The 20,018-nt window shown below is 46.8% G+C and carries 12 protein-coding genes and 1 pseudogene; 5 read left to right on the forward strand and 8 right to left on the reverse strand.

Going from position 1 to position 20,018, the window contains the following annotated elements:
* The first annotated feature begins 89 nt into the window (after positions 1-89).
* On the forward strand, positions 90-7,340 hold the full coding sequence (gene sprA, locus BWI96_RS11665; RefSeq protein ID WP_106636805.1) for a cell surface protein SprA: 7,251 nt from the start codon (positions 90-92) through the stop codon (positions 7,338-7,340).
* Between the two features lie 80 nt (positions 7,341-7,420).
* On the opposite strand, the gene BWI96_RS11670 is transcribed toward sprA, so the two are convergent.
* The 7 genes and pseudogenes from BWI96_RS11670 to BWI96_RS11705 all read right to left on the reverse strand — a co-directional run bounded on the left by BWI96_RS11670 (position 7,421) and on the right by BWI96_RS11705 (position 13,918).
* The gene (locus tag BWI96_RS11670) at positions 7,421-7,705 is read right to left on the reverse strand and encodes a protease inhibitor I42 family protein (RefSeq protein ID WP_106636806.1); all 285 of its coding nucleotides are present in this window, start codon (positions 7,703-7,705) and stop codon (positions 7,421-7,423) included.
* An 87-nt stretch (positions 7,706-7,792) separates the two neighbouring features.
* Positions 7,793-8,569, reverse strand: a complete 777-nt coding sequence (locus BWI96_RS11675) for a C1 family peptidase (RefSeq protein WP_106636807.1) — start codon at positions 8,567-8,569, stop codon at positions 7,793-7,795.
* Between the two features lie 40 nt (positions 8,570-8,609).
* Positions 8,610-9,191 (reverse strand): hypothetical protein, encoded by a 582-nt coding sequence (locus tag BWI96_RS11680; protein WP_106636808.1) that lies wholly within the window; start codon positions 9,189-9,191, stop codon positions 8,610-8,612.
* Positions 9,192-9,196: 5 nt separating this feature from the next.
* A complete protein-coding gene (locus BWI96_RS11685) occupies positions 9,197-10,021 on the reverse strand; it encodes a hypothetical protein (RefSeq protein ID WP_106636809.1) in 825 nt (274 codons plus the stop codon).
* Positions 10,022-10,143: 122 nt separating this feature from the next.
* Positions 10,144-10,841: pseudogene (locus BWI96_RS22370) on the reverse strand (DUF2589 domain-containing protein).
* Positions 10,842-11,221: 380 nt separating this feature from the next.
* Positions 11,222-11,812, reverse strand: coding sequence for an HD family hydrolase (locus tag BWI96_RS11700; RefSeq protein WP_106636811.1), 591 nt, complete (start codon positions 11,810-11,812; stop codon positions 11,222-11,224).
* A 270-nt stretch (positions 11,813-12,082) separates the two neighbouring features.
* Positions 12,083-13,918 carry an ABC transporter ATP-binding protein gene (locus BWI96_RS11705; protein ID WP_106636812.1) on the reverse strand — a complete coding sequence of 612 codons (1,836 nt, stop codon included), beginning with the start codon at positions 13,916-13,918 and terminating at the stop codon, positions 12,083-12,085.
* Positions 13,919-14,071: 153 nt separating this feature from the next.
* Between BWI96_RS11705 and BWI96_RS11710 the strand changes: the two genes are divergently transcribed.
* The 3 genes from BWI96_RS11710 (at position 14,072) to ggt (ending at position 18,417) form a co-directional block, all read left to right on the forward strand.
* Complete coding sequence (locus BWI96_RS11710) at positions 14,072-14,971, forward strand: NAD(P)/FAD-dependent oxidoreductase (protein ID WP_106636813.1); 900 nt, start codon at positions 14,072-14,074, stop codon at positions 14,969-14,971.
* A gap of 109 nt (positions 14,972-15,080) precedes the next feature.
* Positions 15,081-16,469, forward strand: coding sequence for a chloride channel protein (locus tag BWI96_RS11715; protein WP_157830327.1), 1,389 nt, complete (start codon positions 15,081-15,083; stop codon positions 16,467-16,469).
* Between the two features lie 181 nt (positions 16,470-16,650).
* Entirely contained in the window at positions 16,651-18,417 is a 1,767-nt protein-coding gene (gene ggt / locus BWI96_RS11720; protein WP_106636815.1) for a gamma-glutamyltransferase, read from the forward strand.
* A 63-nt stretch (positions 18,418-18,480) separates the two neighbouring features.
* Here the strand turns inward: ggt and BWI96_RS11725 are convergent, their stop codons facing one another.
* A complete protein-coding gene (locus BWI96_RS11725) occupies positions 18,481-18,930 on the reverse strand; it encodes a hypothetical protein (RefSeq protein WP_106636816.1) in 450 nt (149 codons plus the stop codon).
* Positions 18,931-19,172: 242 nt separating this feature from the next.
* Between BWI96_RS11725 and BWI96_RS11730 the strand changes: the two genes are divergently transcribed.
* On the forward strand, positions 19,173-20,012 hold the full coding sequence (locus BWI96_RS11730) for an MBL fold metallo-hydrolase (RefSeq protein WP_106636817.1): 840 nt from the start codon (positions 19,173-19,175) through the stop codon (positions 20,010-20,012).
* Positions 20,013-20,018: the final 6 nt, after the last annotated feature.

Consider the following 20,018-nt stretch of genomic DNA (forward strand, 5'->3'; position numbering starts at 1 on the left):
AGGTTGCGGTAACCTGCCATTGGTTCCTCAGTCCCTCAATAGTTAACACGTACCTACCCCAGTTTATATATAGGACATTATACCTAACAATGCGAATTTTCCAACCCGTTCGAAAGTCAGGAGTTTATTCCCGGCGGAGGCGATGGATTACGGTACCCGGATTTATAAGGGCTTTCTTCTTGATTGGAACAACGTTTATGGTCGCCAAGGGCCAGGTTGTTCGCCCTGATTCTGTTCAGCAGGATACACTGTACCGTACCAAAACTGGCCGACGACCCTATCTAAAAGTACCAGACCGATTAGGCAGCCGATTCAGCTATCGTTTGCCGCAGTCGCCCTTAGTGCCCCATGATCCTAAAACCTTACAAACCCAATTCAGATACGATCCCAACGGACAGCGGATTATTGTAGATGATCACTTTAAAGTAGGGGATGCACATCTGCCTTACCGAACCGGCGAAGCCATTTCGCTGGATGAATACCTGCGAATTCAGAACGACGCTTCCTACCGGGACTTAATTCGTGAATACGCGGCTCGTTCAGATGGTAAAAGTGAAGTTTCGGGTCGGGGACTTTTTCCAAAAATAAAACTGACGGACCCTTCGCTCGACCGGATCTTTGGTTCGAATATTATCGACTTTCTACCCAACGGTTCGGTAATGCTCGACTTTGGGTATCTCCACCAGAACATTGATAACCCGGCTATTCCCGTACGGCAGCGTCGGACGGGCAACTTCATTTTTAATGAACAGATTGCCATCAACTTCGCTGGAAAAATTGGTGATAAGCTCAACCTGAATACCAATTTTGATACCAAAGCCGCTTTCAATTTTGAGAATAAGCTCAAGCTTGGTTTCCGAAATCAGGAAGAAGACATTATTCAGCGGGTGGAAGCGGGGAACACTAGTTTTCGAACCAATAGCCAGTTAATTCCTAGTGTTGAGAACCTTTTTGGAGCCAATGTAGCTCTGCGGTTTGGCAAACTGGATGTGAATATCGTAGCGGCTCAACAACGTTCTAAACGTCAGAGCATGACCCTGAAAAATGGGGCCCAGAACAGGCCGTTTAGCATTCGTGAAGACTTATACGACGAGAACCGTCACTTTTTCCTTAGCCATTTTTTCCGGGATAATTACGAACGTTCCTTGCAGCAGTTACCCATGATTACCTCCGGGGTAAATGTAACGCGGGTAGAAGTGTACGTAACCAACCGCTCCCAGAGTACGGAGACCTTGCGAAATCTGGTAGGGTTGACGGATATGGGTGAAGGAAATCCGTATAACCGCACTTCTCCGCTGGTACAGCCTATTTCGGGTTCGGCCAGTTCACCAGCTAGTAATGCCATCAATGGATTGTTCCAGAATGTTTCCCAAAATCCCGTCGTTCGTCAGATTGATAATGTAGCTTCTGAGTTAACGGGCAGCAGTTATACGCGAGGTATTGACTTTGATATCTTACGAGGAGCCCGGAAACTCGGCGAACGCGAATTTAAATTTCATCCACAGCTGGGGTACATTTCGTTATTAACCCCAGTTCGAAACGATGAAGTGATTGCCGTTGCCTACGAGTACACCTATCAGGGGCGGAGTTACAAAGTCGGTGAGTTAACAGAAGATTACCAGAACCGTCAGCAGGATGAAGTCATTGTTCTGAAATTATTGAAGTCGTCAACCATTCGGAATAATACCAGCATTCCGATGTGGGATCTGATGATGAAGAATATTTATTCCCTCAGCACGCAAACGCAGTCCAATAATACCAGCAGTTCGACGACGTATACCGGAACAACGGTCAGTGTTCAGAAGCAGGGTTTCCAACTACGAGTTATTTATAAAGACGATATTACGGGGGTAGATAACCCCGCTCTTCAGGAAAGTAATATTGCCGGAATTCCGCTGGTGCAGGTCATGAATCTGGATAAACTTAACCAGATGAGCGACCGACAGCCCGACGGAAATTTTGATTACGTAGAAGACGTAACCATCGACTCCAAAAATGGTCGGGTTATCTTCCCGGTGCTGGAGCCTTTCGGGTCAACGCTACGAAATCGGCTGAGTGCAGATAATCCTGCTTTGGTAGAAAAATACGTACAAACCACATTATACCGAGGTACGCAGATTGACGCAACGCAGGAGACGGATAAGAATAAATTCTACATTTCAGGAAGTTATCAGGGAGCCAACGGAGCTCAGATTCAACTGGGTTTTGGAGTGGATGAAAAAACGGTTCAGGTGTCAGCTGGAGGCGTTGCTTTAAATCCCGGAACGGACTTCGTGGTGGAAGCCGGAAGCGTTCGGATACTGAACGAATCGCTGATGAATTCGGGTAAAGACGTAACCATCAGTTGGGAAACGCCGGATCTGTTCAATAATCAGGTGCGAACGATGCTGGCGGGGCGTTTTGATTACCGAGTTGACCGGAACTTCAACATTGGAGCAACGGTAATGCGTTTACGCGAAAGTACCCCTGGTAACATTACCCGCGTGGCGTTAGGAAACGAACCCGTTAATAATTTCCTGTTTGGGCTGGATGCCAACCTGAAGAAAGACGTTCCGATCCTGACGAAAGCTCTGGACGCTTTGCCATTCCTGCAAACGAAGGAAATGTCAACGATTGCTTTTTCGGGCGAGTACGCTCAGTTATTACCCGGCGTAACGCCGCGTTCCCGGAATCGGAGTTACCTCGACGACTTCGAAGGCAGCCGAACCATTTATGACTTTACCCGTCAGCCCATCAAATGGCGGTTGGGGGCTACACCCGATGGATTCCCGAAAGGTAATGCTGCGAACCCACTGGAATATGCCTATCGCCGAGCCATGATTTCGGTATATAATATTGATCAGACCGTTTACGGAACGGGTGGACTAGGAAACAATTCCGTACCGGGCAATCTGGACGTTAGTAACGTATACGAACGCCAATTTATGCCGCAGGATATTTTCAAAGGAAAAGCTACCCTTAACTATAACCTCCCGCTCAATACGCTCGACATCGCCTATTTCCCCTCCGAACGCGGGATGTACAATTACAACCCGGACCTGACTTCGGAAGGCTTATTACGTAACCCCAAACAAAATTTTGGAGCCATTACCCGAGCCATTACTTCAGATAATGACTTTGATAACTCAAACATAGAATTGCTGGAGTTTTGGGTGATGGACCCCTTCCAGACAGGAGCGAAAGCCGTTGTAAAAGACGGGGTGGTTAATCAGAATAATACTACGGGAGGTAAGTTACTGCTTCACCTCGGAGACATTTCGGAAGATGTCGTTCCTGATGGACGTTTCAACTTTGAAAATGGTTTGCCCGTGGGAGAAGTGCGTAGTCAGCCCGTGAACGGCCAGCCCGCTAACGTAGACTCAACGGCCTGGGGCCGGGTTACGAAGCAGCAATTTGTTATCAATGCATTCGATAATGAGAATATTGCCGCTCAGGATATAGGTCTGGATGGTTTGAACAATAATGCCGAGCAAACGTTCTTCGGGAATTACCTCAATCAGGTACGGACGCGGGTAACGGGTCCGGCTCTCAATCAGATTCTCTCGGATCCATCCAACGATGACTTCCGCTATTACCTCAGTACGGAAGCCGATCAGAATAACTGGTCGCTGGTACAGCGGTATAAGCGAATCATGGGGATGGAAAATAACTCACCCGCGAATACTGCATCAGGCTCACAAATTACGCCGTCTTCTTCCAGCCTTCCCGATTCAGAAGACCTGAACGTAGATAATACGGTGAACGAAACCGAGAGTTATTACGAATACGAAATTCCCCTGAAGCCCGGCGAGCTGAAGGTAGGAAGTAATAACATTGTGGACGAGGTAGTCGTAAATCAGCAGGATGGGACTACAACGAAATGGTATTTATTCCGGGTAGAGGTTCGTAAGCCTACGCGTTCGGTGGGGGGCATTAATGGGTTCAAATCCGTGCGTTTCATGCGAATGGTAATGACTGATTTCGAGCAACCCGTTGTGTTGCGGTTTGCTCAATTCCAGTTAACGGGTTTTCAGTATCGGAAATATGATTACGATTTGAATGCCAAAGGTCTGGATGAAATACCCGAGCCTTACGATGCTGATTTTCGGGTGTCTACGGTAAGTATTGAAGAAAATGGACCGGGAACGAAGGATGCGGGTCGTATTCCTTACGTAGTTCCTCCGGGGTACGAACGGGATCGCGACATCATGACGCTCAATAATGCCGAACTCAATGAACAGGGGTTAAGCCTTTGCGTTACTGATTTGCGGGATGGCGATTCGCGGGCGGCTTACAAACTGGTGAACTATAACCTGAATCAGTACCGCCGTCTGACTATGTCGGTGCACATGGAAAACGCCATGAATGAGAGTTCAAAAACCTCAACATTCATTCGGCTGGGAACGGATTTCAAGGATAACTATTACGAAATTGAAGTGCGGGATTTGAAAGCAACCGATCCCGGTTCGATTAACGTAGGAGCTCCTGATCCCACGCTGGTTTGGCCCCTGGATAATAAGTTTGACTTCCCGATTGATGAATTAAGGCGGGTGAAATCCGAACGAAATCGACTGGGAGCGGCCAATGCTACACCATTCACGCTGGTTTCGGAGGATGGAAAGTATAACATTACCGTGGTCGGAACGCCGGATATTTCGGCGGTGCAAGTGTTAATGCTAGGGGTTCGAAATCCTACCTCTGCGGATGGGCAGGCGAAGTCATTCTGCGTTTGGGTGAACGAATTTCACGCCACGGATTTTGACCAGAAATCGGGTTATGCTGCCATTGGCCGGGCCGATATCAAGCTCGCCGATTTTGCGACAGTTACCCTGACCGGGGCCGTGAAAACCTACGGATTTGGAGGCGTTGAAACCCGAATTTCCGAGCGATCTCAAAGTAACTCGCTGGCCCTGGGCATGGCTTCAAACGTCAATCTGGACAAATTCTTCCCGCAAAAATGGGGCCTACAGATTCCGTTTTATTTTAGCGTAGATCGCCAGAATATCCGGCCGCATTTCAACCCACTGGACCCAGACATGCCGCTGGAATTATCCTTAAGCACCATGAGTGCCAGCCAGCGGGAAGCGTACCGGAAAATGGTAGAAGAGAACTATTCCCGCAAGGCAATTAACTTTTCGAACGTGCGTAAAATTCGAATGAACCCCAGCAACCGGGCTCATTTCTACGACATTGAAAACTTCTCGTTTACCTACGCCTATTCAGACGCGATTCGCTCCAATATCACCATGGCCGAATACCGCCAGTTATCGCGGCGGGGCGGCATTACCTACGCCTTCACAACGGTGCCCAGACCCTGGGAGCCTTTCAAGAAATGGAAGAATGATCGGCATATCTTTCAATTGATTAAAGATTTCAATTTTACACCCGTTCCAACCAGCATTACCCTGCGGGCGGATATGGATCGGAGTTTAATTCGGACGCAGTATCGCAGTGCGGTGGCGGGTTCAACGGCAGGTAACCCCAGGTTAACCACTGATGGAGTTACGCCTTTGTTTGAAAAATACTGGTTATTCAATCGTCTGTATGGATTGACCTGGAATTTATCGAAAAACTGGAACGCTCGGTATAATGCGACGGCTCAGGCCATTATTGATGAACCTTACGGTGACATTAATACCCAGGAAAAGCGGGATTCGGTTATGAATAGTTTGCGGAACCTGGGACGGATGAAAAACTTTGAACAGCGTATTGATAATACCTGGCAGGTTCCTTTAAATAAAACGCCCCTAACCGACTGGATGACGGCTCAGTTGCAGTATAACGTAGCCTATAAATTTCAGGCGAACAGTTACGGCATTGTTGATTCGACGGGAACTCCTTTCGGTAACACCATCCAGAACCGGAAGGAACGCGTATTGACGGGACGCATCGATTTTGTGGCTCTGTATAACCGCGTAAAAGCCTTACGCTGGGTGAACTCACCCAGGGCTCCGCGTCGGGACATTGCCCGAAGCCCCGGTGATTTTGACGAAGTAGAACAGGATAATAACCGTTTCCTGAAAAGTGTGTCGCGGTTATTACTGACGGTTCGCGGGATTCGATACACGTATGCTATTGATGAATCGACAATTCTGCCCGGCTTTATGTCAACGCCTCACTTGCTGGGGGATCGTAGCGGCGTGCCGGGTATGCCCTTCATTCTGGGAAGTCAGGATGCGAGTATTCGATACCGGGGAGCAGCGGAAGGCTGGATTTCGAAGAGTACAGTCCAGAATCAGCCTTTTGTACAGACGGTAACCAAGCGTTTTGAAGCCACCACAGACCTGGAACCTTGGAAGGATTTCAAGGTGTTCATGGATTTACGGTATAACCGCTCGGATAACTATCAGGAGTTTTTCCGTCCAGCCACGGTAAATGGAGCTTTTCAAAGTCAGTCGCCCGTGCGTTCGGGTAGTTATTCGATGAGTTACCTCTCGTTCCTGACGGCCTTTGAACGAACCAGCCGCGAAAGCTTTTCAGCGAACTTTGAACGCTTTAAGGATTACCGAAATTTATTACTGGACCGTCTGAAGCAGGCAAACCCTGCGGGCGATTCCTATAACCTGAATTCACAAGATGTATTGATTCCAGCCTTCTTTGCGGCTTACTCGGGTAAGAGTCCGGAAAAGGTAAAATTTTCACCTTTCTATAAAATTCCTCTGCCTAACTGGCGGGTGAATTACAACGGTCTGACGAATGTGCCCTGGGTGAAAAGACGCTTCTCACAGGTACAGATTACGCACTCGTATTCAAGTACCTACAACGTGGGTAGTTTCGTTTCATCGCTGGAATACGATGCCGCTTTCGTAGCCTTGAACGCTCCTATGTATCCGTTTGCTGACCGGGTTAATGCCGAAGGTCAGTTCGTTCCGGTGTACGTGATGAGTGTGATTTCTTTCGTAGAACGTTTCGCTCCGTTCCTCGGCGTACAGTTCCGAACAAAAGATGGTATTTCGGGTGGGTTGGAATATAACCAGGATCGGAACGTTGGTCTGAACCTTTCGAACGTCTCGGTGAATGAAGTAAGTAACAAAGACCTGACGGGTCGGGTTGGTTTCACGAAGCAAAATGTGCGGTTCAACCTCGGAGGACGTCAGATCAAACTGAAAAATGACCTGACTTTCGATTGCCGATTAACCTTCCGGGATCAGCGGGTAGTCATTCGAAAACTGGAAGGCGAAACAACGCCAACGGCGGGTAACGTATTCTTCCAGTTTAACCCCAGCGTTACTTACAATGCCAGCCGTCAGCTAAATGTGCGGGTGTATCTGGATCGTACAGTAAATGATCCGTTGGTATCCAATTCCTTCCGGCGAGCTTTAACGCAGGGTGGAGTTCAGCTACGACTGAGTTTGAATTAATAGAAAAAGCTGACCTTGTGCTGCCAGCATGATTCGGTCAGCTTTTCTATCCTGGTATGATTCAAACAAAAAGGAAATCATTAATCCTGTATCAACACTTCCAGTTCATACGCATCTATTGACTGGGTTTCCCAGGGCCTTTTTAGTTGGAAAAAGATACGGGCACGCCCGGATTTTAAAGCTTTTATGGTGAAGACCTCGCTGGCATTTTCTCCCATACGACCGTTAGATACGGACTGAAAACTTTTACTGATCAGGATACAGGTGTCTCCCGTGAGTTTGGCTTCCCACTCATAACCAGAGGTACTTTTTCCGGGAAACGCCTGACTATAGGTTTCTTCCGTTTTGAGTTCAATGCGTTTCATAGTTTCGGTACAGAAAAGAAATCGTTGACAGCGACTGTAATGCTGTCAACGATTGTGGCCCTGAAATGGGTCAATATAAATTACAGATTATTCCACGGTACGAATAGTCCAGAAATCCTGGCAAAACTGGCTACTGGTGATGTAGGCATAAGGCATCCAGAAATTTCCGGCTAGTCCCCAGTTTTCACCCCACGAATTTCGTACTAATACGGCTTGTTTCGCATCGTCATATCCAATTGCCAATACAGCATGGCCACCTCGTACGTGTTCGGTAGCTAGGTTCGGAAGGGGCATTATTCCCGTCTCACGAACCGCTTGCGACATAAAACTGTCGTATACAGTGAAACCAAAAGAAAAAGGGAAGCCTTCACTTAAACAACCTTTAATGGAATTGAGGTTGTTCGGCACTCTCCAATACGAAAGGACCTGATTCTTCAACGCTTTCTTGTAGCAGGTTTGTGGGGGCTTTTTCGTGAATTTGGAGCCCGGTGCCGAAGAGTCATCATAGGTCCAGTCGGCTTCGGGGCATACGCCGTCTTTGTTGAGCGATTTAACGCCATCCCGCAGAAAAGCCCCACTATCTGATAGAACCGTATTTATCATCACTCGCTCATTGTAATATAAAAAGAGCCGAGAAGGGCGAAACGTGGGTTTTTGCTGCTTGGTCTTCGCAAATTCGAAGGCCGCACCCAGAGCATTAGCCGTGCAACTGCCCAGACCACCCTGATTATAAACGGGAGGGCATCCCGGACTTAAATCCACGCTGGCCGGTAATGCCTGCATAACTTTTAGCGGAGCGGCATAAATGTAGTCCCGGGCGTCGGGAAGGTCTGGCAACCAGCCAAATTTGAATTCCTGTTCCATGATTTGTGAGCGTTAGCTGAAGGGTTTATAAGAACGCGTACTATGAATTTTTCAGAGCATTAATGGCATCGGCCATCAGAATCCAGCCGTCGTATCGACTGACCATTAACAAAACTCTTCGCTGGCCTAATAGAAGATTACTATCGGTAGAAAGCTGTTTCCAAAGACGTTCGATGTCCTGTTCGTTTTGAATGGATTGGATTAGTTCTGTGGAAATCATTCCGTTTTGCAGTCCGGCAATGATAATTTGCGTCACTAGCACCTGAGCTTCCTGAAGCCGCTCGACGTTCTGATTGAATTGGTGTTGAATCTTTGCATATAGAGCCTGAAGTATACGAAAATAGGCTGTGCTCTGCATGTCACGTTTGCCAGTGATGAGCTTTTCAAACGTGAAGGGATTTACACCTCGCTGAACGGTCACGAACTCCATTTTCAGATGCTGAATCCAGACTTTAAGGTCATCTTTTTTCTCCCTTTCGTATGAGGTTTCAAGAAGATTGAGCAGAGCAAGCAACGCTGTATCCGTCTCAAAATCACGCTGATTATATAAGGTCATTACCCGCCCCAATTGCTCCAGTGTTTGAGTCAGTTGGGCATTTTCGTTGGTATAGAACTTTTGCATGTCTTCTATTCAAATTCAACGATGTTCTTTTCGCGGTTGGTTGCTTCATCGATGATGGTTTTTACGAAAATGCCTTCTTCCATGATTTTTGCCTTGATCGTAAATACCGTGGAATCGCTGCTCCCGTCTTTCACTAGTTGCGTTTCGGGGTTCACCAGAAGGTTAGCCATTTTAGTTTGAGATACTTGTGTACCCGCAACAACAGCATCCTGAATTTCTTTCAGCGTTTTCCGAAACAGCTCATTGCTTGGATTTTGCCGTTTGTATTCATCCATTAAGCTGTTTTCTTCCAGTTTTTTATAAAAGATTTCTGCCCATTTTACCTGAACAATGCTTTCGGGATCTTCGGGATCGGTGTTATTGAGAAGTAGCTCATAAAATTCATCGATGATCGGATCAATGCTGTCGGCCCGAAGCGGCTGATCCGAAAACTCTCCCCGACCTCTGATTGGCTTAATAATGATCGGACGAATGAAAATAGGCTTTTTCATTTCCGGGTCATTGATAAGTTTGATGTCCCGTATGAATCCTCTTTTTTGTATCAGGATGATTCGAATGCAATTGGAAATCTTAGTCAGCAACAGATTTCGAAATTCTTCTTTCTTCAGAACAAACTCCAAAATAGCCACAAATTTCGCCCCTGAGATTAATACGGGAATGGTCAGATCCATTTCGGGAATCTTAAACCGAGGTACGGAAAAGAACTTTAAGATATCATCCTTAGCATATTGCAGAGCAAGTTCTTTAGCTACGCGGTCGGCTTGGTCGCGGGCACGGGTAATCTCCGAAAAGATAAACCCAACGTATTCAGAAAGGGTGATGTTCGACATGGGGTCACATGTTAGCCGTGTGTTCAGGAAAAAGAGCATTGGTCAGCATACTTCCCGAAAGCCTCAACACTGAGGCCGATAGGCTTTCAGGAAGTGGTCTGGATAGGTATCAAAGCTGTTTTCTAGGCGGCCAGCATGCCAAGGATTTTCTCCAGTCCGGCAGGCATTTCATCCTGCACGGCTTTCACGTTGATGTTGAGGGCGTATTCTTTTTTAACCTCCACTCCCGTGGTCGATTTTCGCTGATATGACGCCGAAACTTTGAAGCTGACAGGCCCCCAACCGCCTTTTGCTTCTACTCCAACCTTAATTGAGTCAGAAATACTGGAAGTTTCTACGGAGTTAAGTTTTACATTGAAGTCAATAATGGCGTGCTCAATCCGTAAACTCGGAATAGGAGCATAGCTAACAGAGGTACCTTAAGGTGTATTTCCTTGTCATTTGGGGTGCCGTCACTGTTAACATCCTTTCGAGTGTGCGTGAAATCTACCATGACCAGCTCTTTTTTGCCCTGATCCGTTTCAGTGAATCCAACTGAATTGATAAAATTGACAGTTGCCAGAGCAGAAGCTACCTGAGCGTCCACAACCGCCTGAAGTGGGCCACCAATCATTTTCCTGAAGTCGATGTTATTGAGCTCGGAGGTGAGATTGGTCGAAGGAGCTGCCAGCGGAACCTCTTCCCGGGCGGTAATGCTGTCCAGGGTTTGGTTCGCCAGTTCGAGCCCTTTCTGTAAAGTTTCTTCCTCGGAAAGCTGGACAGAAGGCGTGTCCTCTTTCGCAGGTTTGGGCTTGTTTGGTTTTGATTCTTCCTCTGCCATTTTTGTATAGGTTTGAATGGGTGAACGGTTCAGTGATCTGCTTATAAAAGCGAGATAACTGAACAAAACTGGCAGGAATTTCAATGAGGAAAAATCCCATAATTGAGGGACAATTATAGGGCTACTTACAATTACTAAGTAAAGTTCTTGAGGAGCGAAGGGAAATTGACTAGTGGGTTTAATTTACTTATTATGAGAGCATTAATTGGTTAATGCTACTTCTGTTTTTTGAAAAATTCAATACAACAGAGGTTGGGATTCAGCGGTAGGTCAGGTTCTAGCTGCCAGCAAGAAAAGCTGGCAGCGGTTTGCATCCGGCATTTCGCGGACAGGGTCTTGTACGCTTTTAGGACGGTTGCACGGGCATTCGTCAGAAAGAGTTACTTCTTTAAAATTCCTCCTTCAACGCTATCGTTAATCAACTGTTCAGCGTACTGCCAGAGGGTGTCAGATCCGCGTTGAATTACTTGTTTCTTGGCATAGACCTTGTCGTAATTCACACCGAACTCGTTCCAAGTACCTCCATTATTCGATGTATTTTGCAGAAGCGGTTCGAGTCGGTCCATGGCTCGGGCAAACTTGGCATCGTTGGTTTGCTGAGCTTCAAACTCTTCCCAGAGAGCTATGAGTTCATGAGCCTGATCTTCCGGTAATAAACCGAAGATACGTTGAGCGGCTGCACGCTCTTCTTCCGTATTATCATGGCTTTTCTGAGCATCATAAATAAAGGTATCACCCGCGTCGATTTCTACGATGTCATGAATAAGCAACATCTTAATTACCTTCAACAGATCAACCGGGAAATTGGCATGTTCTACCAAAACCATGGCCATCAAAGCGAGATGCCAACTGTGTTCGGCGTCATTTTCGTTCCGGTCGCTATTGAATAACTTGGTCTTCCGAAGGATGTATTTCAGTTTGTCAACTTCTTTGATGAATTCAATTTGCTTGAGAAGATTCTCGATTTCCATGCTTTAAGCCATTTAATTGATCGTAGCAAAATTGAATAGTAAGGGCGGGCTGACAATTGCCAATTGACAAGAAATAGTTTCCTGTACCGTTCGAAGTGTTACTTGCAGTGGAGGAAAAGGGCAGTCTAGGGCTAACGATAGTATCAGTGAGTGATGTCTGGTACGTAATGGTTTGCTAAACACTGGCAACCGAATGCATGATAAGCCTGAAACAGCACGATTAACTTCCCGAAAATTTAAAACTTCCGGGAAGCGGGCATGAGAAAATCACTAACGATACCCTTCTGCCTGTAATTCAAACAATTCAGCATACCGGCCATTTTGAAGTAAGAGCTCCTCGTGCGTGCCGATTTCCAGAACCTTGCCACCTTCCAGCACCAGGATACGATCAGCCATGCGAACGGTGCTGAAACGGTGCGAAATCAGAACCGCCGTTTTTCCTTTCGTTAACTCCGCAAATCGCTGGAATACTTCGTATTCGGCTCGGGCATCGAGGGCAGAAGTGGGTTCGTCCAGGATTAATAGATCGGCTTCCCGCAGATACGCCCGGGCCAGGGCAACTTTTTGCCATTGGCCGCCTGATAACTCAACGCCACCCGAAAACCGTCGTCCGAGCGGTTGATCGTACTGATGAGGTAAGCCAGCAATGACCTGATCCGCGAGGCTATGTTCGGCTGCTTTTTCGAGGGCCAATCGGTTCTCCCGTTCCATAATATCGCCCACGGCAATGTTATCTCCCGCCGAAAACTGGAAGCGTAGGTAATCCTGAAAAATGACGCCAATGTGTTGTCGTAACTCTTCCAGATCGTAATCCTTCAAGCTATACCCATCCAGTAAAATCTGACCTTCATCGGGATCATAAAGTCGGCCCAGCAGTTTGACTAAAGTCGTTTTTCCCGCACCGTTTTCCCCGACTAAAGCCAGTTTCTCCCCAGCTTTCAGGGTAAAGCTCAGGTTACGAACGGCCCATTTTTCGGAGTTGGGATATTTGAAACCCACGTTATCAAAAACAAAGCCCTGCTGAATGGGACTCGGAAAGGAACGTGGCTGAACGGGTGAAATGATTTGAGGCTGAATTTCGAAAAATTCGAATAAGTCTTTCAGGTATAAAGCTCCCTGTGAAATGCTGTTGAATCGTCCCAGAATACCTTCCAGTAAACTCCGAACCTGCCGGAACGAACCCGCCAGAAAGGTCAGGTCCCCGAGGGTTACCCGGCCCTGAACGGTCTGAAAAATCATGTAACCATAGGCGGAGTAATAACCTACCGTACCGATGGCGAGTAATAAGCTACCCCAACCCGCCCGTTCAACAGCAAGCTTTCGGTTTTCCTGGAAGTATTGCTCCGAAAGCGTTTGATAGCGATTGATCAGAAAATCCGACAAACCAAATAACTTGACTTCTTTAGCGGTATCGTCGCTGGCTCCGAGGTAACGGTAATAATCCAGCTCTCGTCGTTGGGGTGTCCAGCCGTAGAGGAGCGAATAACTTTTAGCGTTGAAGTGTAATTCGCCCAGAAAAGATGGAATAACTGCCACCAGTAATAGCACTAATAACCACGGAGCAAAACTAATTAACCCGACAGCCAGCGAGGTTATGGTTAGAAAATCCTGAAGTTGCGAGAAGGTTTGCGTCAATAACTGCGTGCGGCCCGCCGTTTGCTGCCGGGCTCGTTCGAGTTTATCATAAAAAGTCGGGTTTTCGAATTGAGCTAAATCCAGCGTAGCGGCGTGTTTCATCAGCCGAACGGAAGTTTGATGAGCATACCAGTCTCCTAGCAGGCTTTCACTCAGGGAGATACCCCGGCTTAATAAATCGCTTCCAATCGCCAGTCCAAATTCAATCGCTATCAAGACCCATAAATGCGTAAGGTCTGAGGAATGAATGGTTGCCAGACGCACTACCTCGTCAATAATCAGCTTACCTACGTACAAACTCATCGTTGGCACTGCCGAACGAAGCAAACGCAGGAAGAGGTTAAGCAACGTAAGCGAAGGACTGGTTTGCCAGATTTGTTTAAAAAAAGCCGGTAAATTCCGCAGGGCTTCGAAGCGTTCGCGGAAGGTTAGGGAAGTATCAGAAGATTCAGTATTACGTTTTCTTGCCATTGTATAAAGTCAACGCAAGTAATACCCAAAAAAATCCCGCCCGGAACTTCTTTAAATGCAACATAGTTGCAAAAATATACCAGGGTTCATATTCGCCACTGAAATGGAATATGGAACGCCCTTTTTATCCCTGACATCATACGATCAATCTTTATGAAATTTGACGCAATTATTGTGGGCGGCAGTTACGCAGGCCTTTCGGCAGCGATGGCTTTAGGACGTTCTCTTCGGAATGTATTAGTAATTGACGGAGGCGAACCCTGTAATCGGCAGACGCCCCATTCGCATAATTTTATTACCCAGGATGGACAAACGCCTGCGGCTATTGCAGCTCTGGCAAAGGAGCAGGTGCTAAAGTATCCCACGATTACTTTTGTTACAGACAAAGCTATTAAGGCCGAAAAAGTGGACGATAGTTTTGAGATTCGGACGGAATCAGGCAAATGTTTTTCGGGGAAAAAAGTAGTACTGGCTACAGGGGTTGTGGATCAGATGCGACCCATTCCGGGCTTTGCGGAATGCTGGGGAAACACGGTTATTCATTGCCCCTATTGCCACGGCTACGAAGTGCGAAATGAAAAAATCGGTATTCTCACGAACAGCGATGCGAGTTATGAGTTTGCCCGGTTGATTAATAATTGGTCCAAAGACATTCGGATATTAACCGACGGAGATTGCGAAATTCCCGAAGAGAATCTGGAGAAGTTGCACTATAAGAAATTTCCCGTCATCGAAGGAGAAGTTGAAGCTCTGATTCACGAAAATGGAAAGCTTCAGAAAGTCCTTTTCAAAGACGGGCGAGAGCTGGAATTAACTGCTATTTTCGTACGCGTACCCTTCCAGTTTGCTACCGATCTGCACGAACAACTGGGCTGTGAACTTAATGATCACGGGCACATAAAGGTTAATGATTTACAGCAGACCTCAGTGCCGGGGGTATACGCGGCGGGCGATGCCACTACGGGCTTCCGGTCGGTTGCTTCGGCGACTGCTACGGGTAATAAAGCCGGGGCATTAATTAATCATGAGTTGATTCACGAAGAAGATATTTAGGAAAGGAAGAGCAAATGCTCTTCTTTTTTATTAAATCGAGGAAATGCAAACGCAATTTGCCTGGGCCGATTAAACCTTCCTACCTTCGAACGATCATGTATATATGGCAATGAGGGGTAAATATCACTTAAACTTTTGGGAGATACGTTTACGCAGGTATCTCAAAAAAATCAGCCGTAGTTCGGGCTTTCAACAAATCAATCGCTGGTTCATCGACCATAACCTATCGACCGCACCTCTGCGGGCAGCTCCTTTATGGATTGCTTCGGCTTTGGTAGGCTTAATGGCTGTGGGCTATGAAAAAATATTTGCCTGGGTTGAACATGCCGGGATGCACTGGTACCAAAGTCATCCGTACCTGATTTTCATTACTACGCCACTCTGTTTTTGCGGAGCCTGGTTATTAACGTATTACATGGCTCCGTCGGCTTCGGGTAGCGGTATTCCCCAATTGATGGCTGCCGTAGATTTGGCCGAAACGAAAGCCCACTGGAAAGTCGATAAGTTATTAAGCATCCGCATTGCCTTGGTAAAGGTAGCTAGCAATCTGGTTTTGCTTTTGGGCGGAGGAGCGACGGGGCGAGAAGGCCCAACGCTTCAGATTGCCGGATCTATTTTTGAGTCGATTTACCGACTGATTCCTATTACCTGGAATAAAGTTTCACAGCGGGTGATGATCGTTACCGGGGGAGCTGCCGGTTTGGCCGCCGCCTTCAATACGCCTTTGGGTGGTATTGTATACGTGGTGGAAGAGCTTACCAAGGCTCACCTGGCCGTTTTCCGAACAGCGGTACTTAGCTCGGTGATTATTGCGGGTATGACTAGTCAGTTTTTACTCGGGCCTTATCTGTTTTTGGGATTTCCTAAAATTACCCGCTTACCCCTTGAGTATATCTGGCTGGTGGTTGGTATTGCCTTCATAACTGGCCTGGCGGGTTCTGCTTTTACCAAGTTATTACTGTTGATTTCAGCCCTTCGAAAACGCTTTCAGGGACTCACCCGACAGCTCCTGTTCGTTACTGGACTGGGCCTTTTGTTTGCCGGAATTATTTATTTCTCAGGCATTCAGGCCATGGGGTCGGGTAAGGAGTTAATCAATCAGGCTCTGTTTGAGGGCACGCAGCATATTGCCTGGTATGCTTTCCCGGTTCGTTTTATTGGCAATGCCCTGTCATTTTCAGCGGGAGGAGCCGCCGGAATTTTTGCTACTTCATTATCTTCCGGGGCTATGCTAAGTTCCTTTTTGCTGGAATATGCCATTACGATTCCCACGCAACACCATAACCTATTGATCTTGGTAGGTATGATTGGTTTTCTTACCGGAGTAACCCGCACGCCATTTACCTCCGCCATTCTCGTGCTGGAAATGACCGATCGACATTCTGCCATTTTCTACTTTTTACTGGCGGGCATCATTGCCAATGTAGCGGCCAGTCTTATTCTCCGTCATTCCTTTTACGAAATTCGAAAAGAAGAATTCCTGACTCAACCGGCTTAATTTAATCCTTAGGTATTGATTGATAGTTCTTGGAAAAAGTCTGACCCATTTCATGAAAAATTGGTCAGACTTTTTCTTTAGGAAGAGCTTAGTAAAGAACCTCCCACTCAAAACCATAGGCCGAAGGCACTCCAACTCAAATACATTTCGTATTTTCCCTTTTCAAAACTTCGTACTCCCCATGAAATATCTGTCCCTTTTAGCTATTCCTGTTTTATTAATCACCAGCGTTTCCTGTCGGAAAAATTCGCAAAAACTCAGTAAAGGAGCCTACGAATTCATTACGGACGACCCGAACGCCAAGCCTTTTATTTCCGATAAAAAAGGTGTTTTTGAAAAACACGTGATGGTGGCTTCGGCTCACCCGGCAGCTTCAAAAGTAGGGGCAGAGGTCATGAAAAAAGGAGGTAATGCGGTTGATGCAGCCGTTGCTACGTTCTTTGCTTTAGCCGTGGTTCACCCTTCGGCGGGAAACCTGGGTGGCGGAGGTTACATGGTATTTCGGGATAAAACCGGACAAAGTTTTGCTCTGGATTTTCGTGAAAAAGCTCCGTCAGCGGCTTTCCGTGATATGTATCTGGATTCGCTGGGTAACGTCGTACCTAACATGGCCTGGCTGGGACCTTCGGCAAGTGGTGTACCGGGCTCGGTAGATGGCATGGTAATGGCCCATCAGAAATTTGGGAAAATGAGTTGGAGAGAAGTCCTTCAACCCGCCATTGATCTGGCCGAAAAAGGGGTGTCGCTCACTGAAAATGAAGCCAAAGGACTGAATCGGGTGCGTTCAGATATTAAAAAATACAATCCCGGTGAGCCTTATTTCCTGAAAATGGAACCCGATACGCTGTGGAAAACAGGCGAAAATTTTGTTCAGGTTGATTTAGGGAAAACGCTCCGCCGCATTCAGGAAAAAGGGCGGGCGGGCTTTTATGAAGGCGAGACCGCTGCTTTGTTAATCAAAGAAATGTCCGTAGCAAAAGCCCCCATTGTGCAGAAAGATCTGGATGACTATCATTCGGCCTGGCGAACGCCCATCGCGGATACCTATCGTGGGTATAAAATCATTTCCATGTCGCCGACTTCTTCGGGGGGAATTGCCCTGGTTCAGTTAATGAAGATGGTGGAACCATTCCCTCTCAAACGCTGGGGCTGGCACTCGGATTCGACGACGCAGGTTGTTATCGAAGCCGAACGTCGGGTGTATGCGGACCGGGCTAAGTGGCTGGGCGATCCTGATTTCTTCAAAGTTCCGGCTAAAGAGTTACTGGAACCTGCATATCTGAAAAAACGCTGGAGCGATTTCAACTGGGCCCAAGCCAGCGACTCGAAAGCCATTTCGGGTGGAGCTATAGCGGGTTATGAAAGTAATGAAACCACCCATTTTTCGGTGGTCGATGAGGAAGGCAATGCAGTGTCGATCACCACGACGATTAATAATGGGTACGGCAGCCGGGTTGTGGTAAACGGAGCCGGATTTTTGATGAATGATGAAATGGAAGATTTTGCCGTAAAACCCGGCGTGCCTAACATTTACGGATTAGTTGGAGCGGAGGCTAACTCGGTTCAACCCGGTAAGCGAATGCTTTCCAGCATGACGCCTACGATTGTGGAAAAAGACGGGAAGTTATTCATGGTAGTTGGAACACCCGGCGGCTCAACGATTATTACCAGCGTTTTTCAAACGATTAGTAACGTCATTGACCACGGCATGGGCATGCAGGAAGCGGTCAATGCTCTGAAATTCCACCACCAGTGGTTACCTGACCGCACAACTTACGAACGCGGTGGTTTTTCAGATAAAGTGCTCAATACCCTGAAAAGTAAAGGATATGTCATCGAGCCTCAGACCGGAACACTGGGTCGTATGGATTGCATTCTGGTATTACCTAATGGCTCGCTCGAAGGAGGTTCCGATCCCCGGGCGGATGATACCAGCGTGGGTTGGTAAGTAATACAAAAGCAGAGAGCCTGATCGATTCGATCAGGCTCTCTGCTTTTCTTAGTATATTGACTACATTTTGACTTTGCTATCCTTGTCCAGATACGTTTTGTTACCGCTGGAGTTGATGTAATACTGACCCCCTTTGGCTCCTACGTAAATGTTACGACCTTTGGCATCTTTGCCTACCATTTTGTCCGTTCCGGCTACTTTTTTCTGAACCGTAGCGTCGGCTTCGTCTTTGGTTACCTTTTGAGTTACTTTTTTAGTCTCAGCCTTCACCTCCTTCGCTCCCTGCTTTACATCCGCTTTGACTTCTTTCGCTTCTTTCTTTACGTCAGTTTTTGCTTCTTTTACTTCCTTATCGACCTTGGTTTTTACTTCCTTAGCTTTCACGTCGGCTTTTGCCTTGGTTTCCTTGGCATCGACCTTGGCTTTTTTTACTTTATCTTCTGCAGATTGAGCCTGCGTGGTAAATGTAACTCCTAAAAATAGTAGAGCTACGGCCAGTAACTTGTTCATAAACTTGGTTGTTAAGATTGAAAATTAAAGTTTGTTTCAGGCAATATTATTCATTAACGGTACTTCATCAAAAAGACTGTACGAACCGTTGGGGGAATTTTGTTAAAAAGTCATCAAGTGTTTGATTGTCAGTAAATTAAGGTAGGTTAAATCTTCATTAATACGCTTTTATACCACAAAAGACGGGCTGAATTAGCTTGTTTTTTATACCTTACCTTTTCAAACCAGACTTTAATCATTCCTTGAAACTTTATACTATTGACGCTGGTCATTTTAAGCTTGACGGTGGGTCCATGTTTGGTGTAGTGCCAAAAGTGCTCTGGCAAAAACTTACCGAGACGGATGCTAATAATCATGTGCCATTGGCCATGCGATGTTTATTAATCGAAACCAGCGATCGGCTGATTCTGGTGGATTGTGGGATGGGCGATAAGCAGGAAGCTCGCTGGCAAAATTTCTATTACCGTCACGGCGAAGGCGATTTAATCCAGTCCATTCAAAAAGCTGGCTTTAGTCCGAATGAAGTAACGGACGTATTGCTGAGTCACCTGCATTTTGACCACTGCGGAGGAGCGGTGCAATGGAACAGCCGGCGGGATGGGTATGAGTTAACCTTCCCAAAGGCTCATTACTGGACTCACAGTGATCACTGGGCCTGGGCCATGAAACCCAATCCCCGGGAGAAATCAACTTTTTTAAAGGAGAATATACTTCCCATGCAGGAATCCGGCCAGTTGAAATTTGTGGATCAGGAATCCTTTGGCACGGAAATAGAGCTACTGACGATGAATGGGCATACCGAAAAAATGCTATTACCCAAAATCAAAGTAGGGGAGCAGACCGTAGTATTTACGGCCGATTTATTACCCACCTCGGCCCACGTGCCCATCAATTACGTAATGAGTTACGACATCCGGCCTCTGGATTCGATGATGGAAAAAGAGAAATTTTATGAACAAGCCCTTGCTGAAAACTGGATTCTTTTCTCCGATCACGATCCGCTTCACGAAGCTCTGACCATTCAACAGACTGAAAAAGGGTATCGTTTGAAAGAAGCAGGACCCTTAACCGAATTCCTTTAAACCAAA

Origin of the sequence: Siphonobacter sp. SORGH_AS_0500 (assembly GCF_002838835.1) — a bacterium.
GTDB lineage: Bacteria > Bacteroidota > Bacteroidia > Cytophagales > Spirosomataceae > Siphonobacter.

Excerpts from the sequence above, each read along its gene's own strand:
- sprA (WP_106636805.1), top strand. The coding sequence starts at position 90 with ATGCGAATTTTCCAACCCGTTCGAAAGTCAGGAGTTTATTCCCGGCGG.
- BWI96_RS11670 (WP_106636806.1), bottom strand. The coding sequence starts at position 7,705 with ATGAAACGCATTGAACTCAAAACGGAAGAAACCTATAGTCAGGCGTTT.
- BWI96_RS11675 (WP_106636807.1), bottom strand. The coding sequence starts at position 8,569 with ATGGAACAGGAATTCAAATTTGGCTGGTTGCCAGACCTTCCCGACGCC.
- BWI96_RS11680 (WP_106636808.1), bottom strand. The coding sequence starts at position 9,191 with ATGCAAAAGTTCTATACCAACGAAAATGCCCAACTGACTCAAACACTG.
- BWI96_RS11685 (WP_106636809.1), bottom strand. The coding sequence starts at position 10,021 with ATGTCGAACATCACCCTTTCTGAATACGTTGGGTTTATCTTTTCGGAG.
- BWI96_RS11700 (WP_106636811.1), bottom strand. The coding sequence starts at position 11,812 with ATGGAAATCGAGAATCTTCTCAAGCAAATTGAATTCATCAAAGAAGTT.
- BWI96_RS11705 (WP_106636812.1), bottom strand. The coding sequence starts at position 13,918 with ATGGCAAGAAAACGTAATACTGAATCTTCTGATACTTCCCTAACCTTC.
- BWI96_RS11710 (WP_106636813.1), top strand. The coding sequence starts at position 14,072 with ATGAAATTTGACGCAATTATTGTGGGCGGCAGTTACGCAGGCCTTTCG.
- BWI96_RS11715 (WP_157830327.1), top strand. The coding sequence starts at position 15,081 with ATGAGGGGTAAATATCACTTAAACTTTTGGGAGATACGTTTACGCAGG.
- ggt (WP_106636815.1), top strand. The coding sequence starts at position 16,651 with ATGAAATATCTGTCCCTTTTAGCTATTCCTGTTTTATTAATCACCAGC.
- BWI96_RS11725 (WP_106636816.1), bottom strand. The coding sequence starts at position 18,930 with ATGAACAAGTTACTGGCCGTAGCTCTACTATTTTTAGGAGTTACATTT.